Annotated in this window: 18 protein-coding genes; 16 read left to right on the top strand and 2 right to left on the bottom strand. The window is 63.5% G+C overall.

The genetic code is table 11. The features are described 5' to 3' along the window. Positions 1–39 precede the first annotated feature (39 nt). Together ASC80_RS13105 and ASC80_RS13100 are read left to right on the top strand one after the other, a co-directional pair. Positions 40–870: a shikimate dehydrogenase gene (locus tag ASC80_RS13105; RefSeq protein WP_056297680.1), complete on the top strand. Its 831-nt coding sequence runs from the start codon at positions 40–42 to the stop codon at positions 868–870. 106 nt (positions 871–976) lie between these two features. Then, complete coding sequence (locus ASC80_RS13100; protein ID WP_056297677.1) at positions 977–1,282, top strand: RNA-binding protein; 306 nt, start codon at positions 977–979, stop codon at positions 1,280–1,282. Between the two features lie 118 nt (positions 1,283–1,400). On the opposite strand, the gene ASC80_RS13095 is transcribed toward ASC80_RS13100, so the two are convergent. Further along, on the bottom strand, positions 1,401–2,576 hold the full coding sequence (locus ASC80_RS13095) for an alpha-hydroxy acid oxidase (protein WP_056298899.1): 1,176 nt from the start codon (positions 2,574–2,576) through the stop codon (positions 1,401–1,403). Between the two features lie 96 nt (positions 2,577–2,672). Here ASC80_RS13095 and ASC80_RS24175 point away from each other — a divergent pair, with 96 nt between their 5' ends. From ASC80_RS24175 to ASC80_RS13040, 11 genes are all read left to right on the top strand, one after another. Continuing rightward, on the top strand, positions 2,673–2,846 hold the full coding sequence (locus ASC80_RS24175; protein WP_244487266.1) for a hypothetical protein: 174 nt from the start codon (positions 2,673–2,675) through the stop codon (positions 2,844–2,846). 76 nt (positions 2,847–2,922) lie between these two features. Next, positions 2,923–3,123, top strand: a complete 201-nt coding sequence (locus tag ASC80_RS13085) for a hypothetical protein (protein WP_056297672.1) — start codon at positions 2,923–2,925, stop codon at positions 3,121–3,123. 220 nt (positions 3,124–3,343) lie between these two features. Then, entirely contained in the window at positions 3,344–4,690 is a 1,347-nt protein-coding gene (gene glmM, locus ASC80_RS13080) for a phosphoglucosamine mutase (RefSeq protein WP_056297670.1), read from the top strand. A 153-nt stretch (positions 4,691–4,843) separates the two neighbouring features. After that, complete coding sequence (locus ASC80_RS13075) at positions 4,844–6,088, top strand: MFS transporter (protein WP_056297665.1); 1,245 nt, start codon at positions 4,844–4,846, stop codon at positions 6,086–6,088. 353 nt (positions 6,089–6,441) lie between these two features. Beyond that, positions 6,442–7,272 carry an outer membrane protein gene (locus ASC80_RS13070; RefSeq protein WP_056297663.1) on the top strand — a complete coding sequence of 277 codons (831 nt, stop codon included), beginning with the start codon at positions 6,442–6,444 and terminating at the stop codon, positions 7,270–7,272. Between the two features lie 156 nt (positions 7,273–7,428). Next, positions 7,429–8,268 carry an outer membrane protein gene (locus ASC80_RS13065; RefSeq protein ID WP_200941191.1) on the top strand — a complete coding sequence of 280 codons (840 nt, stop codon included), beginning with the start codon at positions 7,429–7,431 and terminating at the stop codon, positions 8,266–8,268. A gap of 91 nt (positions 8,269–8,359) precedes the next feature. Continuing rightward, positions 8,360–8,950 (top strand): glutathione S-transferase family protein, encoded by a 591-nt coding sequence (locus ASC80_RS13060; protein WP_056298893.1) that lies wholly within the window; start codon positions 8,360–8,362, stop codon positions 8,948–8,950. A gap of 356 nt (positions 8,951–9,306) precedes the next feature. After that, complete coding sequence (locus ASC80_RS13055) at positions 9,307–10,479, top strand: phosphoserine transaminase (RefSeq protein WP_056297660.1); 1,173 nt, start codon at positions 9,307–9,309, stop codon at positions 10,477–10,479. A gap of 57 nt (positions 10,480–10,536) precedes the next feature. Further along, positions 10,537–10,854, top strand: coding sequence for a hypothetical protein (locus ASC80_RS13050; RefSeq protein WP_056297659.1), 318 nt, complete (start codon positions 10,537–10,539; stop codon positions 10,852–10,854). A gap of 31 nt (positions 10,855–10,885) precedes the next feature. Continuing rightward, complete coding sequence (gene serA, locus ASC80_RS13045; protein WP_056297656.1) at positions 10,886–12,475, top strand: phosphoglycerate dehydrogenase; 1,590 nt, start codon at positions 10,886–10,888, stop codon at positions 12,473–12,475. Positions 12,476–12,682: 207 nt separating this feature from the next. Beyond that, positions 12,683–14,371: a methyl-accepting chemotaxis protein gene (locus ASC80_RS13040; protein ID WP_056297653.1), complete on the top strand. Its 1,689-nt coding sequence runs from the start codon at positions 12,683–12,685 to the stop codon at positions 14,369–14,371. A gap of 238 nt (positions 14,372–14,609) precedes the next feature. Here ASC80_RS13040 and ASC80_RS13035 read toward each other — a convergent pair whose 3' ends face one another. Next, positions 14,610–15,554 (bottom strand): DMT family transporter, encoded by a 945-nt coding sequence (locus ASC80_RS13035; protein WP_056297649.1) that lies wholly within the window; start codon positions 15,552–15,554, stop codon positions 14,610–14,612. A gap of 645 nt (positions 15,555–16,199) precedes the next feature. Here ASC80_RS13035 and ASC80_RS13030 point away from each other — a divergent pair. The 3 genes from ASC80_RS13030 to ASC80_RS13020 all read left to right on the top strand — a co-directional run bounded on the left by ASC80_RS13030 (position 16,200) and on the right by ASC80_RS13020 (position 19,717). Then, complete coding sequence (locus tag ASC80_RS13030) at positions 16,200–17,492, top strand: adenylosuccinate synthase (protein WP_056297646.1); 1,293 nt, start codon at positions 16,200–16,202, stop codon at positions 17,490–17,492. Positions 17,493–17,556: 64 nt separating this feature from the next. Next, the gene (locus ASC80_RS13025) at positions 17,557–19,125 is read left to right on the top strand and encodes a hypothetical protein (RefSeq protein ID WP_056297643.1); all 1,569 of its coding nucleotides are present in this window, start codon (positions 17,557–17,559) and stop codon (positions 19,123–19,125) included. Positions 19,126–19,129: 4 nt separating this feature from the next. Next, positions 19,130–19,717, top strand: a complete 588-nt coding sequence (locus ASC80_RS13020; protein ID WP_056297640.1) for a formyltransferase family protein — start codon at positions 19,130–19,132, stop codon at positions 19,715–19,717. The last annotated feature ends 45 nt before the right edge of the window (positions 19,718–19,762 follow it).

The following is a 19,762-nucleotide window of genomic DNA, read 5'->3' as shown; positions in this document are numbered from 1 at the left end:
GATCGTGCGGGCCGGTCGAATCCAGTGGAGCTGTCGTCAATGAGTGCAAGTCCCGCCGCGTGCCTGATTGGATGGCCGGCCGCGCATTCGCGCTCGCCGATCATCCATAAATACTGGCTCCGGACACTCGGCCTCGACGGCGATTACCGCATCGAGGCGGTGGAGCCGTCTGCATTCGCGGACTTCATCACGCATCTGACGGCGAAAGGCTATCGTGGCGCCAACGTCACCATTCCGCACAAGGAGCAGGCGCTGGCGCTGTCGTCACCCGATGCGCGCGCCCGCGCCGTTGGTGCCGCCAACACCCTCTATTTCGCCGACGGCCGGCTGTGTTCGACCAACACCGATGTCGAAGGCTTTATCGGCAATCTCGATGCTTCGGCGCCGGGCTGGGATCGCGCGCAGGATGCGCTGGTGCTCGGTGCTGGCGGCTCTGCGCGCGCTGTGATTTTCGGACTACTGGAGCGCGGCATCGCGCGCGTTTACCTTGCCAACCGCACCACGGAACGTGCGCAAGCGCTGGCAAAGCAGTTCGGTGACAAGGTGTCGGTGCTCGACTGGAACGAGGTCGGGACGATGTTGCCGCGCGCGGGCCTGCTGGTGAATACCACGTCACTCGGCATGAAAGGCCAGCCGCCGCTCACCATCGACCTCGCGCGTTTGCCCCGCGATGCCGTGGTTGCTGATCTGGTCTATGTGCCGCTCGAGACCGCGTTGCTTCAGGCGGCGAAAGCGCGGGGACTGAAAACCGCGGACGGTCTCGGCATGTTGCTGCATCAGGCGGTGCGCGGCTTCGAACTGTGGTTCGGCAAGCGGCCGCAGGTGACGCCGGACCTGCGCGCGCTGGTCGAGGCCGATCTCGCGAAGTAATTCACACAGGCTGCGCCATTCGCGCGATTGAGATACAACCCTATCCAGGCAACCGGTCTGCGTGTCCGGCTTCGTACGGATAGAGTTCTTACATGGGACAAAATTGATGAATCGAAACGGAAAGCTGGTCGTGATCGCGATTCTCGCGGCGACGGTTTACGCGGGCTACACGACCTGGCAGGGCGCGCGCGGGTTCAACCCGACCATGATCGACAAGATCAAGCAGGAGATCCGCGACGACTTCACCCGCAAGGGCAATACGGTGGTCGATGTCGATATGCGCCGCGGCGGCGAGCCGCGTCGTCTTGCCGGCTCCGTGACCCTCAAGGCGGCAGGCGCCGATCAGCCGCAGCAAAAGGCCTGCACCGCAACGCTGGCGCGGGACGATACCTATCGCTGGAACTGCGAGTAAGGGCGGCGCCGGATCATCCGAGGCATCATAGGGGCGCTGTGCATGTGATTGTCATCACCGGCCTTGTGCCGGTGATCCCGGTTAGGGGCGCACGGTGCCTTCCTCCTGAGACGGCGCCTCAGCTCCGCGGACTGCTGATCGCGTTGGTCTGCAGATAATCGGTCAGCACCCGTCGGTCGATGTCTGCGATGCGGTTGACGCCGCACAGGCCCATGGTGACGCTCAATTCCTTGCCGATGACATCGAGCGCGGTGGCGACGCCTTCCTGGCCGCCGGCGCCGAGGCCGTAGATGTAGGCGCGGCCGATCATGCAGGACTTGGCGCCGAGCGCGAGCGCGCGCATCAGGTCCTGTCCCGAGCGGATGCCGCCGTCGAACAGCACTTCGATCTGCGAACCGACATCCTGGACGATATCCGGCAGCACTGAGATCGACGAAGGCGCGCCGTCGAGCTGGCGGCCGCCATGGTTCGACACCACCAGCGCCTCGGCGCCGGTCTTCACCGCCTCACGCGCATCGGCGACGTCGAGGATGCCCTTGATGACCAGCTTGCCCGGCCAGATGCTGCGGATCCATTCGATATCCTTCCAGTTCAGCGACGGATCGAATTGTGAAGCGACCCAGCCCGACACCGAGGCGAGATCCTGCGCGCCCGGCAGATGGCCTGCGATGTTGCCGAAGTTGCGCCGCTTGGTGCGCGCCATCCCGCTGACCCAGCCGGGCTTGGTGGCGAAGTCGATGATGTTTTTCAGCTTGAGCAGTTGCGGCGGCACCGTCAGGCCGTTCTTGATGTCGGCATGGCGCTGGCCGATCACCTGCAGATCGACCGTCAACACCAGCGCACTGCATTTCGCCGCGATGGCGCGCTCGATCAGCGCCTTCACGAAGCCGCGGTCTTTCATCACGTAAAGCTGGAACCAGAACGGCTTCTCGACATGGGCGGCGACGTCCTCGATCGAGCAGATCGACATGGTCGACAGCGTGTAGGGAATGCCGGCGGCCTGCGCGGCGCGGCAGGCATGGATTTCGCCGTCGGCATACTGCATTCCCGTCGAGCCGACCGGCGCGAGGATCAGCGGCATGCTGGCCTGCTCGCCAAGGATGGTGGTGTCGAGTTCGCGTTTGGCGATATCGACCAGGATGCGCTGGCGGAATTTGAGGCGCTCCATGTCGCTGCGGTTGGCGCGCAGCGTTTCCTCGGCATAGGACCCGCGATCGACATAATCGAAGAACGCCTTCGGCACGCGGCGCTTGTGGATCAGCCGCAGGTCTTCGATGCAGGTGATGTCTTTCATCGTGGTTTCCTCGAGGCGCTTATTGTTTTCCGGATTCCAGCGATCATCTAACATGGTTGGCGCAAGTGCAAACAGCGCCGCATGATGGAGGACGTCGTGAGCCACAACGGGTCTGAAGCGGACGCTGCCAGAAAGCGCGAGAGCGACAAGCGCGCGCTCGATCAGGAGCTTGAGGAAGGCCTCAAGGGCACCTTTCCGGCTTCCGATCCGGTCAGCGTGACCCAGCCCGGCCCGGCGGACCCCGGAGAGGGCGACAAGACTGGCAAGTGAGGGCGCGGCATCGGTCTCTTGAGGCGGAACAGCCGCGGCAGTGGCGCGTTGGTTTCTGCCATAACCGGAGCGCGACATGACAGCCCCCGATACCAATGCCAAAAGCGACAAGACCACGCAGGACCCCGCCAAGGACAAGGGCGACAAAACCCGGAAGGAAAAGCTCGACGACGCTCTGGAGCAAGGTCTGGAGGAGTCGTTTCCTGGTTCGGACCCGGTGAGCGTGACCCAGCCTTCGCCCTCGAAGTACGATCAGGACATCAAGCGAAAGAGGTAGTCTTGGTCTCCTGTGGACAAGGATCTCAATCGAGAGGCTTAAAATACAAGATATTTCAAATAGATAACCCGCGCGCAGGCGCTCGGCCCGCAGTAATGATTCATCATATTTTTTGAAGCCGCGACGGCGGCAGGGGCTTTATAAGTCTGGCCAGAATATAGTGAGGGATGCCCCGCCGAGCTGATGTCCAGCGCTCGGGCGGCGCAGGGGATATTTATTCATGGCGCGCAAATATTTTGGGACCGATGGCATTCGCGGCCGGGCCAACGGCCTGATTACGCCGGAGCTTGCCTTGAAGGTTGGCCAGGCGGCCGGTCTGGTGTTTCAACGCGGCGAACATCGCCATCGCGTCGTCATCGGCAAGGACACGCGACTGTCCGGCTACATGATCGAGACCGCTATGATCGCCGGCTTCACTTCGGTGGGCATGGATGTGCTGCAGCTCGGCCCGATACCGACGCCGGCGGTGGCGATGCTCACCAAGTCGATGCGCGCCGATCTCGGCGTGATGATTTCCGCCTCGCATAACCTGTTCGACGACAACGGCATCAAGCTGTTCGGCCCGCGCGGCTTCAAGCTGTCCGACGAGGTCGAGAAGCAGATCGAACAGCTGATGGACGAGAACCTCGACAAGCGTCTGGCCGAGAGTGCGAGTCTGGGCCGCGCCCGCCGCATCGACGGCGTCCATGACCGCTACATCGAATTCGCAAAACGTACGCTGCCGCGCGACCTCAGCCTGGAGGGCCTGCGCGTGGTGGTCGATTGCGCCAACGGCGCGGCCTACAAGGTGGTGCCCGAAGCGCTTTGGGAGCTGGGCGCCGACGTCATCGCCATCGGCGTTGATCCGGACGGTTTCAACATCAACAAGGATTGCGGATCGACGTCGCCAGAGGCCTTGAGCCGCAAGGTGCGTGAAATGCGCGCCGATGTCGGCATCGCGCTCGACGGTGATGCCGACCGCGTGCTGGTGATCGACGAACGCGGCCATCTGGTCGATGGCGACCAGTTGCTGGCGGTGATCGCGCAGAGCTGGAAGGAAGACGGCCGGCTGGCCAAGCCCGGCATCGTGGCGACCGTGATGTCCAATCTCGGCCTTGAGCGCTTCCTCGCCGGCGAAGGCATCGAGCTGGTGCGTACGCCGGTCGGCGATCGCTACGTGCTCGAGCAGATGCTGAAGCTTGGCTACAATCTGGGCGGCGAGCCGTCCGGCCATATCATCATGTCCGATTTCACCACCACCGGTGACGGCTTCGTGTCCGCGCTGCAGGTGCTCTCGATGGTGCAGAAGCTCGGCCGCCCGGTGTCGGAAGTCTGCCATCGCTTCGAGCCGCTGCCGCAGATCCTGAAGAACGTGCGCTATCGCACGGGCAAGCCGCTCGACAATCCCGAGGTCAAATCGGCGATCACCGCCGCCGAGAAACGGCTCAATGGCAGCGGCCGGCTGCTGGTCCGTTCCAGCGGCACCGAGCCGGTGATCCGGGTGATGGGCGAGGGCGACGACCGCAACGTGGTCGAAGAGGCCGTGGACCTGATCGTCTCGGCCCTGAGTTTCACCGCAGCCGCTTGATATTTTCGCGCCGGCGAAAATCTCTTATGCATTGCAGCCATGGTGAAAACCGGCTGGCACCGCGCGTCGCAAGGCCTTAGGTGAGGGCAGCGGCAGCGTGGTTCCGTCGCCGCGGCCGATTGCCCTGACCCAATTCATTTGCCGGATCGATCCGTGAACAAGCCCGTCGTCGTTACCGAAGAAACCCTCGTTGCGCCCGTGATCGTCGAGGCTGCGCAGGCGTCATCGCCAGCCGGACCGGCCATGACGGTGCTCGCCGGCATCAGCTTCTCGCATCTCCTCAACGACCTGATGCAGTCGCTGATTCCGTCGGTCTATCCGATCCTCAAGGATAACTACGCGCTCGACTTCACCCAGATCGGCTTGATCACGCTGGCGTTCATGTTCACGTCGTCGCTGCTGCAGCCGATCGTGGGTATCTATACCGACCGCTATCCGAAGCCGTTCTCGCTCGCCATCGGCATGAGCTTCACCTTCTGCGGACTGATCCTGCTCAGCGTCGCGCATCATTACTGGGTGATCCTGGTGGCTGCGGCGCTGGTTGGCACCGGCTCGGCGATCTTCCATCCCGAGTCGTCGCGCATCGCGCGCCTTGCCTCCGGCGGCCGGTTCGGATTCGCGCAATCGCTGTTTCAGGTCGGCGGCAATTTCGGCACCGCTATCGGCCCGGTGCTGGCGGCGCTGATCGTGGTGCCGTTCGGACAGGGCAGCATCGCCGCGTTCTCGCTTGTTGCGGCACTCGCGATCTTCATCCTGTTTCAGGTCGGGCGCTGGTACAAGCCGCGCATCGTCCCGCGCAAGTCGGCGAAGCCGGTCGCGCATGGGGATGCATTGTCGAGCCGCGTGACCCAGGTCGCGCTGGTGGTCCTTGTGGTTCTGGTGTTCTCCAAGGCGATCTACATGGCGAGCATCGGTAGCTACTACACGCTCTATCTCATTCACAAGTTCAGCCTGTCGACCCAGGCCGCGCAGCTCTATCTGTTCATCTTCCTCGGTGCCAACGCCGCGGGCGTATTCTTCGGCGGGCCGCTGGGCGATCGCTTCGGCCGCAAATACGTCATCTGGTTCTCGATCCTCGGCGCGCTGCCGTTCACGCTGATGCTGCCGCATGCGGACCTGTTCTGGAGCGCGGTGCTTAGCATCTTCATCGGCTTCATCATCTCGTCGGCATTCCCGGCGATCGTGGTCTACGCGCAGGAACTGATGCCGCATCGCATCGGCATGATCTCGGGCGTGTTCTTCGGCTTCACCTTCGGTATCGGCGGCATCGGCGCCGCAGTGCTCGGTGCGCTCGCCGATTTCAAGGGTATCGACTTCGTCTATCAGGTCTGCGCCTTGCTGCCGGCGATCGGCCTGCTCGCGGTGTTCCTGCCGAACATCAAGAAGAAGCGCTCGTAAGTTCGCGGTGTCATGGCCGGGCCTGTCCCGGCCATTTCGCCTGGGCAGGCACGGTGCTCACCTGATCGCGATCACCGGGACATAGGCGAGCAAAGCGACGCCGTTCTTCGAACGGCTATGCCCCGTGATGCACCTGCACAATGCTGCGCTTTCACGCGCTCTCTTTCATCAACACATCATTAACCGTTGTGGCGTGTGCGTTAGCGAAAACTTAACTGCGTCGCTTAGGGCAGATTAAAAATCGCGGTTAAGAATTAGGGTTAAGTGGCGCTTAAACTTTTGGTGCGATGGTCCGGCCAAGAGTTTTTGAGTGTGAGGCGTTTGTGTGCTTCACCGGCGAAAGGACCGGACTTATGCGTAACTCCCGATTTCTGATGACCGCTGGCGCCGTGGCGCTGATGTCAAGCGCGGCAATGGCCGCTGATCTTCCGATCGCACCGCCGCCGATGTACGTGCCGCCTCCGGTTCAGGATTTCGGTGGCTGGTATCTGCGCGGTGATATCGGCTTCAGCAATCAGAAGGTGAAGGGTCTCGACAACGCGCTGTACTACACACCCGGCACGACAGTTCAGCATCAGGGACTCGGCTTCGACACCGCCGGCATTTACGGCATCGGTGCCGGCTATCAGTTCAACAGCTGGTTCCGCGCCGACGTCACCGGTGAATATCGCGGCAACGCCAATTTCCACGGATCGGACCTCGTCTTCACGAATGGCGTGCAGACCGGCATCGACAACTACGGCGGCAGCAAATCGGAATGGTTGTTCCTCGCCAACGCCTATGCCGATCTCGGCACATGGTGGTGCATCACGCCGTTCGTCGGCGTCGGTGTTGGTGGATCGCGGAATACGATCTCGAGCTTCACGGACAACGGCCTGTCGCTCGGCGTGCCAAGCTCTGCCTATGCCGCCGGCGCATCGAAATGGAATTTCGCCTGGGCGGTGCATGCCGGCCTGGCCTACAGGGTTTCCCCGAACCTGACGATGGAACTGGCGTATCGCTATGTCGATCTCGGCGATGCGGTGAGCGGCGATCTCGTCGATTACCGTGGCGGCAACCTCCTCAACAATCCGATGAAGTTCGATCACATCACCTCGCACGATCTGAAACTCGGCGTGCGCTGGGCGATCGATCCGGAACCGGCTTATCTTCCACCTCCGCCGCCGCTGGTCACCAAGGGCTGAACGGCGCATCGCGAGCACAGCTATTCTCCGGGAACTTTCACGGTGCGGATCATCTCCGCGCCGTTTTCTTTTGCGCCGGGCGCGCTGTGAGAACGATTGGTTAAGGTTAACAGCGCATCATCAAACACAGTTAAGCGTTGATGACGGAGTGGTGTGATGCGTCGGTTGATACTTGCGGTGGCGATGACCGGTCTGGTGCAAGGGGCGCAGGCTGCCGACTTGCCCGATCTCACCGACCTTCCGATCCTGCGCGGAGGCTTGAGCGACGGCCTGAGCCGGAGCACGGCCTACTGGCAGGGCTATTACGTCGGCGGCCAGGCGGGCTACGGCTCAGCCGACATGAATTTCACCGGATCGAACAGTGCGATGACGGCGACGCTGCTGTCGAACACCGTCATCGAAAATCAGATGGGCGTGTCGCAGTGGCCGCTGTTTCTCGGCAAGACGTCGCAGCGTAACTCGGCGTTCGGCGCGTTCGCCGGTTACAATGCGCAATGGGAAGACGTCGTTCTCGGCGTCGAGGTGAGCTACCTGCACGGCAGTTTCTCGGGAGCGTCGACCGCGAGCGCATCGCGCATCTCCGGCACCGCGCTGAGTGACGGCAATTTTCACGCGGTGACGGCATCCTCGACGGGGTCGATGGACATTACTGACATGGGGACCTTCCGCGCCCGCGCCGGCTACGCGTACGGGAATTTCCTGCCCTACATGTTTGGCGGCTTCGCGCTCGCCAATGCGAACATCGTTCGCAGTGTCACGGTCAGCGATCAATGGGGGGGAACGCCAGCGCTGGCGAACGCCGCAACCCCTGTCACGTTGTCCGCAAGTCAAACCGAAGGCAACCATTTGCTCTATGGCTACTCGGCCGGCGTCGGCGTCGACATGATGCTGGTCGGCGGACTGTTCGCCCGTGCGGAGTACGAATACGTCCGTTTCACCGGCGCGATCGACACCAGCGTCAACACCGTGCGCGGCGGTCTCGGCTACAAGTTCTGACATACCCTCCGGCAACTCATTATTGCGGCCGCTGTCGTTGACAGCGGCCGTTTTGCCTGTTGGGCTGGTACCTCGTCAGGAGGCGCAGGTCATGAAGATCTATGGCGACAGGAACTCCGGCAATTGCCAGAAGGTAAAGTGGGTGTGCGATGCGCTGGCGCTGCCCAGCACATGGATCGATGTGGACACGATGGCGGGCGGAAGCCGCACGCCTGAATTTCTGAAACTCAACAGTGCCGGGCAGGTGCCGGTGGTCGTGCTCGACGACGGCCGCACGCTGGCGCAGTCCAACGCGATCATCCGTTATCTCGCGCGCGGCAGCGCATTGATCCCGGACGACGACTATCTCGCCGCGAAAATGGATGAGTGGCTATTCTGGGAGCAGTACAGCCACGAGCCCTATATCGCGGTGTGCCGGATGCAGATGGTCTATCTCGGAAAATCGCAGGGCGATCTCGATCCGGAGAAGGTCAAGCGCGGCTATTTCGCGCTGGCGCGGATGGAGCACCAGCTTCACCAGACGCGGTTTCTGGTCGGCGATGAACTGACCCTCGCGGACGTTTCCCTGCTGGCCTACACCCGCGTCGCGCATGAAGGCAGTTTCCATATCGACGGTTACGCGTCAGTCCGGCGCTGGGTCGGCGACGCGGAGCGGGCGCTGGGGGTGCCGCCGGCGGTGTGAATTTTTTCGCTCCTCCCGTCTATGGGGATTTTTCGAGCAGCGCGTGACGTCTCAAAGTCATCGATGTCATGGCCGGACTTGTTCCGGCCATCCCGCTTGGGACGCGCTATGCCACCTTATCGAGTTCACCGGGACATGGGTGAGCGGAAGCGACGTCGTTCTTCGAACGGCTATGCCCGGTGACGACATCGAGAGGAGATGCTCGCGGCATCCGGGGCACAGCGACCGCGCAGGGTGCATCCCAGCTTTGTGATGGCGGGTGTGGGAAGTTCCTTGACGAAATCCGGAAGCTCCCATATTGACGGCGGCGGGACACCTCCCCCCAACGGGAGGCTAGCTATCTGGAAGGATAGATAATGACTGCAGCGAAGCCCGCTTCGCGGCCCAACGTGCCGCATTTCTCTTCCGGCCCATGCGCCAAGCGCCCCGGCTGGAACCCCCAAAATCTCAAGGACGCAGCCCTCGGCCGCTCGCATCGCGCGAAGGTCGGCAAGGCCAAGCTCAAGCTCGCGATCGATCTGACCCGCGAAGTGCTCGAGGTGCCGGCCGATTACCGCATCGGCATTGTGCCTGCTTCCGATACCGGCGCCGTCGAAATGGCGCTGTGGTCGCTGCTCGGGCCGCGCCCGGTCACCACCATCGCGTGGGAATCGTTCGGCGATGGCTGGGTCACCGACATTGTGAAGCAGCTCAAGCTGAAGGACGTGGTCAAGCTGAATGCCGGTTACGGTGAGCTGCCGGACCTGTCGAAGGTCGACAAGAATTCCGACATCGTCTTCACTTGGAACGGCACCACTTCCGGCGTCCGCGTGCCGAACGCCGACTGGATCGCCGCCGATCGCGAAGGCCTGACCATCTGCGACGCCACCTCGGCGGCGTTCGCTCAGAAGCTCGACTGGGCCAAGCTCGATGTCGTCACCTTCTCCTGGCAGAAGGCGCTGGGCGGCGAGGCTGCGCACGGCATGCTGATCCTGTCGCCGCGCGCCGTGGCCCGTCTTGAGGGCTACACTCCGCCGTGGCCGATGCCGAAGATCTTCCGCATGACCAAGGGCGGCAAGCTGATCGAGGGTATTTTCGTCGGCGAAACCATCAACACGCCGTCGATGCTCTGCGTCGAGGATTATCTCGATGCGCTGAACTGGGCGAAATCCGCCGGCGGCCTCAAGGGGCTGATCGCGCGGGCCGATGCCAACACCAAGGTGCTGGCCGACTGGCAGGCGAAAACGCCGTGGGTCGATTTCCTCGCCAGGGATACGGCGATCCGCTCGAACACGTCGGTGTGCATGAAGGTCGTCGATCCGGCGATCACCGCGCTTCCGGCCGAGGCGCAGGCGGACTTCGCCAAGAAGCTGGTCGCGGCGGTCGAGAAGGAAAGCGCGGGTTACGACCTCGGCGCTTACCGCGATGCGCCTCCGGGCCTTCGTATCTGGTGCGGCGCGACCGTCGAGGCGAAGGACGTCGAGGCGCTCACGCACTGGCTCGACTGGGCCTTCGCCGAGACCAAGGCCTCGCTCGCCAAGGCGGCGTGATGCTTGACCCTCTCCCTTGTGGGGGAGGGCTCACGGCGACTGGCTTCGGAGGCTCTCATGATCTCCCGTATCTGGCACGGCTGGACCACGCCCGCGAACGCGGATGCTTACGAGCGTCTGCTGCGGACGGAAATCTTTCCGGGCATCCTCGCGCGCAAGATCGCGGGCTTTTGCACCATCGACCTTCTGCGGCGTAACGCCGGCGACGAAGTCGAATTCATCACCGTGATGCTGTTCGATTCACTCGACGCCGTGATCGCGTTCGCAGGACCGAACTACGAAGAAGGTGTCGTGCCGCCGAAGGCGCGCGCCGTGCTTTCGCGTTTCGACGCGGCCTCGCAGCACTACGAGGTCATCGACACGCGCCACAACTGATCTCATTCATCGTTCCTGACTGGAGTTATCCATGGCCAAGCCTAAAGTTCTCATTTCCGACGCGCTGTCCCCCGCCGCGGTGCAGATTTTCAAGGATCGCGGCATCGAGGTCGATTTCCAGCCGGATCTCGGCAAGGACAAGGACAAGCTCGCGGAAATCATCGGTAACTACGATGGTCTCGCTATTCGCTCGGCGACCAAGGCGACCGCGAAGATCCTTGCCAAGGCCAAGAAGCTGAAGGTGATCGGCCGCGCCGGTATCGGCGTCGACAACGTCGAGATTCCGGCGGCGACGGCCAAGGGCATCATTGTGATGAACACGCCGTTCGGCAATTCGATCACCACTGCCGAACACGCGATCACGCTCATGTTGGCGCTGGCCCGCGAAATCCCGCAGGCCGACGCCTCGACCCAGGCCGGCAAGTGGGAAAAGAACCGCTTCATGGGCGTCGAGATCACCGGCAAGGTGCTCGGCGTGATCGGCTGCGGCAACATCGGCTCGATCGTCGCCGACCGCGCCCTCGGCCTGAAGATGAAGGTGATCGCGTTCGATCCGTTCCTGTCGCCGGAGCGCGCCAAGGACATCGGCGTCGAGAAGGTCGACCTCGACGATCTGTTCAAGCGCGCCGACTTCATCACGTTGCACACGCCGCTGACCGAGAAGACCAAGAACATCATCGACGCCAACTCGCTCAAGAAGATGAAGAAGGGCGTGCGCATCATCAATTGCGCCCGTGGCGGTCTCGTCGACGAGCAGGCGCTGGTCGATGCGCTCAATTCCAAGCAGGTCGCGGGTGCGGCGTTCGACGTGTTCGTCGAGGAACCGGCCAAGACCAACGTGCTGTTCGGCCATCCCAACGTGATCTGCACCCCGCATCTCGGCGCCTCGACCACTGAGGCGCAGGAGAATGTCGCGCTGCAGGTCGCCGAGCAGATGTCGGACTATCTCCTGACCGGCGCAATCTCCAACGCAGTCAACTTCCCATCGATCACCGCGGAGGAAGCGCCGAAGCTGAAGCCGTTCATCGAACTGGCCGAAAAGCTCGGCTCGTTCGCCGGCCAGCTCACCGAGACCGGCATTTCCAAAGTCGAGATTACCTACGAAGGTCATGTCGCCGAAATGAAGATCAAGGCGCTGACCTCGGCAGCACTGTCCGGCCTGCTGCGGCCGATGCTGGGCGACGTTAACGTCGTCTCCGCGCCGGTCGTCGCCAAGGAGCGTGGCATGGTGGTGGACGAAGTGGTCCGCGCCGCCCAGAGCGACTACGAGAGCCTGATCACGATCACCGTCACCACTGAGCGGCAGTCGCGTTCGGTGTCGGGCACGGTCTATGCCGACGGCAAGCCGCGCCTCGTCGCGGTCAAGGGCATCCGGGTCGATGCCGAGTTCGGCAAGTCGATGATCTACATCACCAACGAGGACAAGCCGGGCTTCATCGGCAAGTTCGCGAGCCTGCTGGGCGATGCCAAGGTCAACATCGCGACCTTCAACCTCGGCCGCCACCAGCAGGGCGGCGACGCCATCGCGCTAGTCGAGGTCGACGGACCGGTACCGGCCGACGTGCTGGCGCAGGTCGCAGCGCTGCCGCAGGTCAAGCAGGCCAAAGCGCTGCAGTTCTGAGGACCTGAATCGAAATGAGCTGCTGATTGAGGTCAGGAGCTCTCGTCTGTCAAAGGCGCGGTCGCTTCAAAGCGGCCGCGCCTTTTGCGTCGCAGGCCGGGCAGCCAAGGTGCTGCGCCGCAGTAAGAAAGACTCAATAGTCCGCCGGTAAACTGATCCGCTAATGTCCCTGGGCGCGTCCGCGCCGATTCCTTCGGAGAAGCCGTCGTGAAGTTTCTGAATAACTGGCCCATCGCCCTGAAGCTGGGTGTTTTGGTGGGTGTGACTCTCGTTGGCCTTGTTGCGGCAGGTCTTTTTGCCGGTCGCATGATGCAGAACGAAATGCTGCAGGCCCGGACCGAGCAAACCCATGCCATCGTCGAGACCGCGCGGACCATGGCGCTGGCCCTGCAGAAGCAGGTCGAAGCCGGCAAGATGACCAAGGAGGCCGCGATCGAGGAATGGGCCCAGCGGGTCCGGACCATGACCTACGACAACGGCGACGGCTACCTGTTCTCCTACACGATGGACGGCATCACGATTTCCGCGCCGAATCCGAAGCAGATCGGCACCAATCGCCTCGACGTTGAAACCGCTGGCCGCAAGCTGGTCCGCGAGTTGAGCGGCGGCGTGGCCGCCAAGGGCGACGTTACGCTCTATTATCAGTACATGAAGCCGGGCGAGGAAAAGGTGATCCGCAAGATGTCCTATGCGGTCGCTGTCCCGGGCTGGAACCTGTTCGTCGGCACCGGCGCCTATCTGGATGACCTCGATGCCAAGCTGATGCCGATCGCACTCGCGCTCGGCATCGCCATCCTCGCGATCGCCGCGATCGCAGGCTTCATCGCCTGGCTGATGGGCCGCAGCATCACCCGTCCGCTCGGCCAGCTCGGCACCCGGATGCAGGCGCTCGCTGAAGGCAAGCTCGACGAGGATATTCCGGGCATCGGCCGTCGTGACGAGATCGGCGTGATGGCCGCGACGGTTCAGGTGTTCAAGGACAATGCGATCCGCATTCGCGACCTCGAACACGCCGAGGGTCAGGTCAAGGAACGCGCCGCCGCCGAACGCGCCGCGATGATGGCGAGCCTCGCCAACGACTTCGAGCGCAACGTCAACGGCATCGTCCGTTCGGTCGCGAGTTCGGCTGCCGGAATGCAGGCCACCGCCGAAACCATGACCTCGACCGCGAGCGATGCCAGCAGCCGCGCGGCCACTGTCGGCGCCGCGTCGGAAAAAGCCTCGGAGAACGTCGAAACCGTCGCCGCCGCGGCGGAGGAACTGTCGTCGTCGGTCGCCGAGATTTCGCGGCAGGTTTCGCAGTCCAACGAGATCGCCACCAAGGCGGTGGCCGATGCCGAGCGCACCAATGCCACTGTGCAGGTGCTGTCGGGCGGCGCCGAGAAGATTGGCGAAGTCGTGCAACTGATCCACACCATCGCGGCGCAGACCAACCTGCTCGCGCTCAATGCCACCATCGAGGCGGCGCGCGCGGGCGAGGCGGGACGTGGCTTTGCGGTGGTCGCCTCTGAAGTGAAGGCGCTGGCCAACCAGACCGCCAAGGCGACCGAGGAAATCTCCGCGCAGGTCGCAGCGATGCAGTCGACCACCAGCGATGCCGTCGTGGCGATCAAGGGCATCACCGAGACAATCGCGCAGATGAGCGAGATCACCATGAACATCTCGAGCGCGGTCGAGGAGCAGGGGGCGGCGACACGCGAGATCGCGCGCAACATCCAGTCGGTCGCGGTGGGATCGGGCGAGATCAACCAGCACATCGGCGGCGTCAGCACGGCGGCCGCGGCCACCGGTTCGGCGGCTTCGGATGTGCTGTCGAATGCCCGTGAACTGGATACTCAAGCCGGCAAGCTGGATACGGCGGTCAACGAGTTCCTGTCCAAGGTTCGTGCCGCATAACGCGCATCACCATTCCAGCAGCAAACGCCGCGGACGATTTTCGTTCGCGGCGTTTTTGTTTTTGGGTGATGCTGGACATTGATTTCGATGTCATGACCGGCATAGCCATTCGAAGAACGGCGTTGCTTCCGCTCGCCTATGTCCCGGTGACCCCGATAAGGTGGGCACCGTGCGTCCCTAAGCGAGATGCCCGGAACAAGTCCGGGCATGACATCGCATGGGGAGAGGCCTCACAACCTCATGCTTGACGCGATGCTCTCTTCTGCTTCCGTGACGCGATCACCACGCCCGCCAGCACCAGCGCGTAGCCGATGAGGTGGAACAGGCGGAGCTGTTCGCCGAGAAACCCGATCGCCATCGCCGAGCCGAACACTGGCACCAGATGGAAAAACGGCGCGGCGCGGTTCGGGCCGATCAGTTCGATGCTGCGGTTGAAGAAGATGTAGGCCAGCGTCGAGGGGAAGATGACCACGAACACCAGCGTCGCGATGGTCAGGGTATCGAACGTCAGTGTGTGGCCCGTCGAGATTTCCCACCCCACCAACGGCAGCAGCATCAGCGCGCCCCAGCCGGTGGTGAAGGCGATCAGCGACAGCGGATGGGTTTTCGGCCGTCGCGGCATCACCGCCGAATAGACACCGAACACCGCCAGCGCCGCCGCGAACATGATGTCGCCTATATTGAACTCGATCGCCGCCAGCGCCGCGAAATCGCCGCGCAGGATGATGACGAGCACGCCGGACAGCGAGATCACGATGCCGATGGTCTGCGCGAAGGTCAGCCGGACCCGGAACAGGATCAGCGACCACAGCGCGACGAACAGCGGCCCCGACGACTGGATTAGAAGCGCGTTGAGCGCCTGGGTATGCTGCAGGCCCCAGTAGGACAGCGCGTTGTTGAGAGCGAATCCGGTGAACGCGAGGAACAGCAGCAGCGGTACGTGCTTGCGCATCAGCGGCCAGTCGCGCTGCAGATGCGGCCATGCGAACGGCAGGATGATCAGAAACGATCCGGCCCAGCGTCCGAAAGTCAGCGCGAACGGCGGCACGTGGTCGGCGACGTAGCGTCCGAGCACAATGTTGGCGGCCCAGAACAGCGCCATCAGGCTCAACAGCAGATAAGGCTGGTTGTAGAAGCGCGCGACGAGGGAGGGTTGGGGCAGATGCTGCTCAGCGGCGGTCATGGGGTCTGCGTTGGGTGCAAACGCGAGTTGTGCCTGATTTGCCGCGCTGGACAAGCGACAATCCCGAATTGAGCCAATGCACTTTCGCTGCCACTGGCGCGCAGCCGGTTATTTGCATGCCGGTCAGGGCGGGGCTGCGCGCAGAATTCGATGTTCGAGATGTCTGCTAAATCCCCACCCGACGCATGGTCGCTTTGCTCCAATGCGCCATCCTCGCCACAGGGGGAGGGAGAAGAGCGCTCCCCTCCGCCGGTGGTGTGGGTGCCATCCGCCTGCGTGGCGATGAGGCGTCTGATCGCCACATTGCAGGCCTAGAAACGGGAATGCCGGCGGTAGCAACCGCGGCCAATTCATCAGCCGTGAGCGAGGAGAGCCGGGCGGCTGCACAGTCTAAGCGGCGCATTGCCCGGGCGAGGGCGGGTTGAAGGGATTTATCTGGGGATATCAATAGTTTGCATGACCTTTCGGTAATGCGTCGACAGCCGCTTTCGCTTGCGTCCCTTGCCGTCATCCTTTATCCGGTGACATGCCTCGCATTGGGACGGCCCGGGCAGCAAGGTGCAGTCCCTGTGGGCTGGTTTGCGGGCGGCATAAGGATCCTTTCGGACATGGCTTACGCGAATCTCGCTCGAATGGCTGATCGAAATGACTAACGTCGTCGTCGTAGGCGCTCAGTGGGGCGACGAAGGTAAAGGCAAGATCGTCGACTGGTTATCGGAGCAGGCCGACATCGTCGTCCGTTTTCAGGGCGGTCATAACGCTGGTCATACGCTCGTCATCAACGGCAACACCTACAAGCTGGCGCTGCTGCCCTCGGGTGTAGTGCGGTCTTCCAAACTGTCGGTGATCGGCAATGGCGTGGTGTTCGATCCGCAGGCTTTCATCGCCGAGGTCGACAAGCTGCGCAGTCAGGGCGTCGCGGTGTCGCCGGACAATCTGCGTGTCGCCGAGAACGTCACACTGATCCTGCCGCTGCATCGCGAACTCGATGCCGTGCGCGAGAACGCCAACAAGGCTACCGCGATCGGCACCACCCAGCGCGGCATCGGCCCCGCTTACGAGGACAAGGTTGGCCGCCGCGCCATTCGCCTGATGGACCTCGCCGATCCGCAAACCTTGCCGCACAAGATCGATCGCCTGCTGACGCATCACAACGCGCTGCGTCGCGGCCTGTCGCTGCCGGAGATTGACGCCAACGCAGTGTTCAAGGAACTGATGGCGCTCGGCCCGCACGTGCTGCCGTTCGCCGATTCGGTGTGGAATCTGCTCGATCACAAACGCCGCGAGGGCAAGCGCATCCTGTTCGAGGGCGCCCAGGGCGCATTGCTCGACATCGATCATGGCACCTATCCTTATGTGACCTCCTCGAACACGGTGGCGGCGCAGGCCGCGACCGGTACCGGCATGGGCCCGAGTTCGCTCGGCTACGTGCTCGGCATCTGCAAGGCCTACACCACGCGCGTCGGGCAGGGACCGTTCCCGACCGAACTCGACAACGAGATCGGCGAAGAGATCGGCCGCCGCGGCAAGGAGTTCGGCGTCAACACCGGGCGCAAGCGCCGCTGCGGCTGGTTCGATGCGGTGCTGGTGCGCCAGACCGTGCGCACCTGCGGTATTCACGGATTGGCGCTGACCAAGCTCGACATTCTCGACGGCTTCGACACCATCGACGTCTGCGTCGGCTACGAGCTCGACGGCAAGGAGATCGATCATTTGCCGGCGGGCGAGGGCGCGCAGGCCCGGGTCAAGCCGATCTACGAGACTATCGAGGGCTGGAAAGAGCCGACCGCCAATGCGCGTTCATGGGCCGATCTGCCGGCGCAGGCGATCAAATATGTTCGCAGGGTGGAGGAATTGGTCGGCTGTCCGATTGCTCTGCTCTCCACAAGTCCGGAACGCGAGGATACTATTCTCGTGCAAAACCCCTTCGAGGCGTGATTGATTAGCGATCGGGCCGGTTACACTACAGGACTCTCTCTGAAAGGCTCCTGACGGGACAATAATGGCAGATTACTACCCGCTCATTGCCCGCGCGATCGCTGGTCTGGACCCCAACGCCTCCGGCGAGAGCCGCCGCGCGCTGTATGAACGCGCCCGCTCGGCGCTGATCGCGCAATTGCGCAGCGTTGAACCAGCTCTGAGCGAAGCCGAAATCACCCGCGAGCGTCTTGCGCTCGAGGAATCCGTTCGCCGGGTCGAGGCCGAGGCCGTGCAGCGTCAGCGCTCAGTGCAGCGTCCGGATTCGCCGCCGCGGGGCGACGCCCGGCCCGATGCGCCGCGTCCGCGCCCGCCCGAAGGTCCGCCGCGTGAAGGGCCGCGTCCGGGCGATGCGCTGCGCGACAGTGCGCGCGCCGCCGCCGCGCGCATGGCTGCTTCCGGCGCTTCAGCCGCTCGCCCGCCGTCCGCGCCGGGCGAGCGGCCGTCGCGCAATCTGCGGCCCGATGGGGCGCATGGTCCCAACGATCAACCGCCGCATCCGCGACAGGATTCGCGGCAAGATTCCTGGGACGACATCGCCCGCGCCCGCGATACCCGCACCACCGCCGGGTCCGTGCGCCGGGCGTTCGACAGCGAACGCCCATCGCTCGGGGGGCCGACACCGTCAGGGCAGGGCACGCGCGGCTTCCGCGATGTCGTCGCCGATGCCAACGATCTCGGTAACGCCGCGGCGCAGGCCAACCGTGCCGCGCGCAAGACCTATTCCAAGGTGCCGTCACCATCGCCGGAGTTCGACCGTCTCGAGCCGGGCATGGAGCAGCGCGGCGCCGAACCGCACGATTACAGTCCGCCGCTCGACACTGACGACGTTCCGGTCCGGACGCGCCGGTTTCCGCTCAGGGCTGCGATCATCGTCGGCATTCTCCTGATGCTGATCGGCGGCGGCTTCTGGGCCGCGCCGAAGATCATGGCGATGCTGAAGTCGAAGCCGCCCGTGCAGGTTACCCAGCCCGCGGCGAACGGTGACGCTGGCGTGCGCCCGAAGATCACCGATCGCGTCGGCCAGCCGGGCTCGTCGCAGCAGATCGCGCCGGTGGCGCAGCGCGCCATCCTCTATGAAGAGGACCCGTCGGACCCGCAGGGCAAGCAGTCGGTCGGCACCGTGGTGTGGCGCACCGATCAGATCGCCGCGTCGCCGAAGCAGAAGCCGGACACCGCGATCCGCGCCGATATCGAGATTCCCGACCGCAAGATGAAGGTCACCGTCACCATCCTGCGCAACACCGATCCGGCGATGCCGGCGACCAGCCACACCATCGAGGTGGTCTATACCGTGCCGCCCGATTTCGGCACCACGATCGCCAACGTGCCGGGTATCTACGCCAAGTCGCCGGACCAGCCGCGCGGCACACCGCTCGCCGCGACCTCGGTCAAGGTGCAGGACGGTTATTTCCTGATCGGACTGTCGAACGTCGAGACCGACCGTGCGCGCAACATTCAGGTGCTGAAGGAGCGCTCATCGCTCGATATTCCGATGGTCTATGGCGACCAGAAGCGGGCAATCCTGTCGATCGAGAAGGGGCCGCCCGGAGAGCGCGTGTTCAACGAAGCCTTCGCAGCCTGGGGGCAATAGCCATATGCGGATTACACTTGCCGGCTCGCGTCATTTCGGCGTGACCACGTTCAACATGCTGCGCGATCACGGCGTCGAGATCGCCCGCGTCGTCGTGGCCGATGCCGGCGATCGCCTCGCCAGCACGGCCAAGACTGCTGGCATCGAGGTTGTGGTGCAGGATCATCCGAAGCGGATCGAGGCCTCCGAGATCGCGCCCGGTACCGACCTGATCATCACCGCGCACAGCCATGCCCGCGTCAGTCACGAGGCGCTCGCGGCGTCGCGGCTCGGCGGCATTGGCTATCATCCGTCGCTGCTGCCGCGCCATCGCGGCATCGCCGCGGTGGAGTGGACCATCAAGGAAGGCGACCCGATCGCCGGCGGCACCATCTATCATCTCGCCGAGCGCATGGATGCCGGCGCGATCGCCGCGCAGGAATGGTGCTTCGTCAAGAAGGGCGAGACTGCGCGCGAATTGTGGGAGCGGGCGCTGGCGCCGCTCGGCCTCAAGCTGTTGGCGCAGGTGATCGATCACGCCAAGGCGTTTGGATCGCTGCCGTCGAAACCGCAGGACGAACAGTTCGCGACACTGGCGCCGAAGCTCAGCTGACGCACCGCCGATCGCGTTTTCGAGCGGACGGATACCGGCTCGCGT

The organism is Afipia sp. Root123D2 (genome assembly GCF_001425835.1).
GTDB lineage: Bacteria > Pseudomonadota > Alphaproteobacteria > Rhizobiales > Xanthobacteraceae > Afipia.
This window is presented reverse-complemented; position numbering and strand designations above follow the sequence as displayed.

Coding starts and splice junctions, on each gene's coding strand:
- ASC80_RS13105 (WP_056297680.1), top strand. CDS start 40: ATGAGTGCAAGTCCCGCCGCGTGCCTGATTGGATGGCCGGCCGCGCAT.
- ASC80_RS13100 (WP_056297677.1), top strand. CDS start 977: ATGAATCGAAACGGAAAGCTGGTCGTGATCGCGATTCTCGCGGCGACG.
- ASC80_RS13095 (WP_056298899.1), bottom strand. CDS start 2,576: ATGAAAGACATCACCTGCATCGAAGACCTGCGGCTGATCCACAAGCGC.
- ASC80_RS13085 (WP_056297672.1), top strand. CDS start 2,923: ATGACAGCCCCCGATACCAATGCCAAAAGCGACAAGACCACGCAGGAC.
- glmM (WP_056297670.1), top strand. CDS start 3,344: ATGGCGCGCAAATATTTTGGGACCGATGGCATTCGCGGCCGGGCCAAC.
- ASC80_RS13070 (WP_056297663.1), top strand. CDS start 6,442: ATGCGTAACTCCCGATTTCTGATGACCGCTGGCGCCGTGGCGCTGATG.
- ASC80_RS13065 (WP_200941191.1), top strand. CDS start 7,429: ATGCGTCGGTTGATACTTGCGGTGGCGATGACCGGTCTGGTGCAAGGG.
- ASC80_RS13060 (WP_056298893.1), top strand. CDS start 8,360: ATGAAGATCTATGGCGACAGGAACTCCGGCAATTGCCAGAAGGTAAAG.
- ASC80_RS13055 (WP_056297660.1), top strand. CDS start 9,307: ATGACTGCAGCGAAGCCCGCTTCGCGGCCCAACGTGCCGCATTTCTCT.
- ASC80_RS13050 (WP_056297659.1), top strand. CDS start 10,537: ATGATCTCCCGTATCTGGCACGGCTGGACCACGCCCGCGAACGCGGAT.
- serA (WP_056297656.1), top strand. CDS start 10,886: ATGGCCAAGCCTAAAGTTCTCATTTCCGACGCGCTGTCCCCCGCCGCG.
- ASC80_RS13035 (WP_056297649.1), bottom strand. CDS start 15,554: ATGACCGCCGCTGAGCAGCATCTGCCCCAACCCTCCCTCGTCGCGCGC.
- ASC80_RS13030 (WP_056297646.1), top strand. CDS start 16,200: ATGACTAACGTCGTCGTCGTAGGCGCTCAGTGGGGCGACGAAGGTAAA.
- ASC80_RS13025 (WP_056297643.1), top strand. CDS start 17,557: ATGGCAGATTACTACCCGCTCATTGCCCGCGCGATCGCTGGTCTGGAC.
- ASC80_RS13020 (WP_056297640.1), top strand. CDS start 19,130: ATGCGGATTACACTTGCCGGCTCGCGTCATTTCGGCGTGACCACGTTC.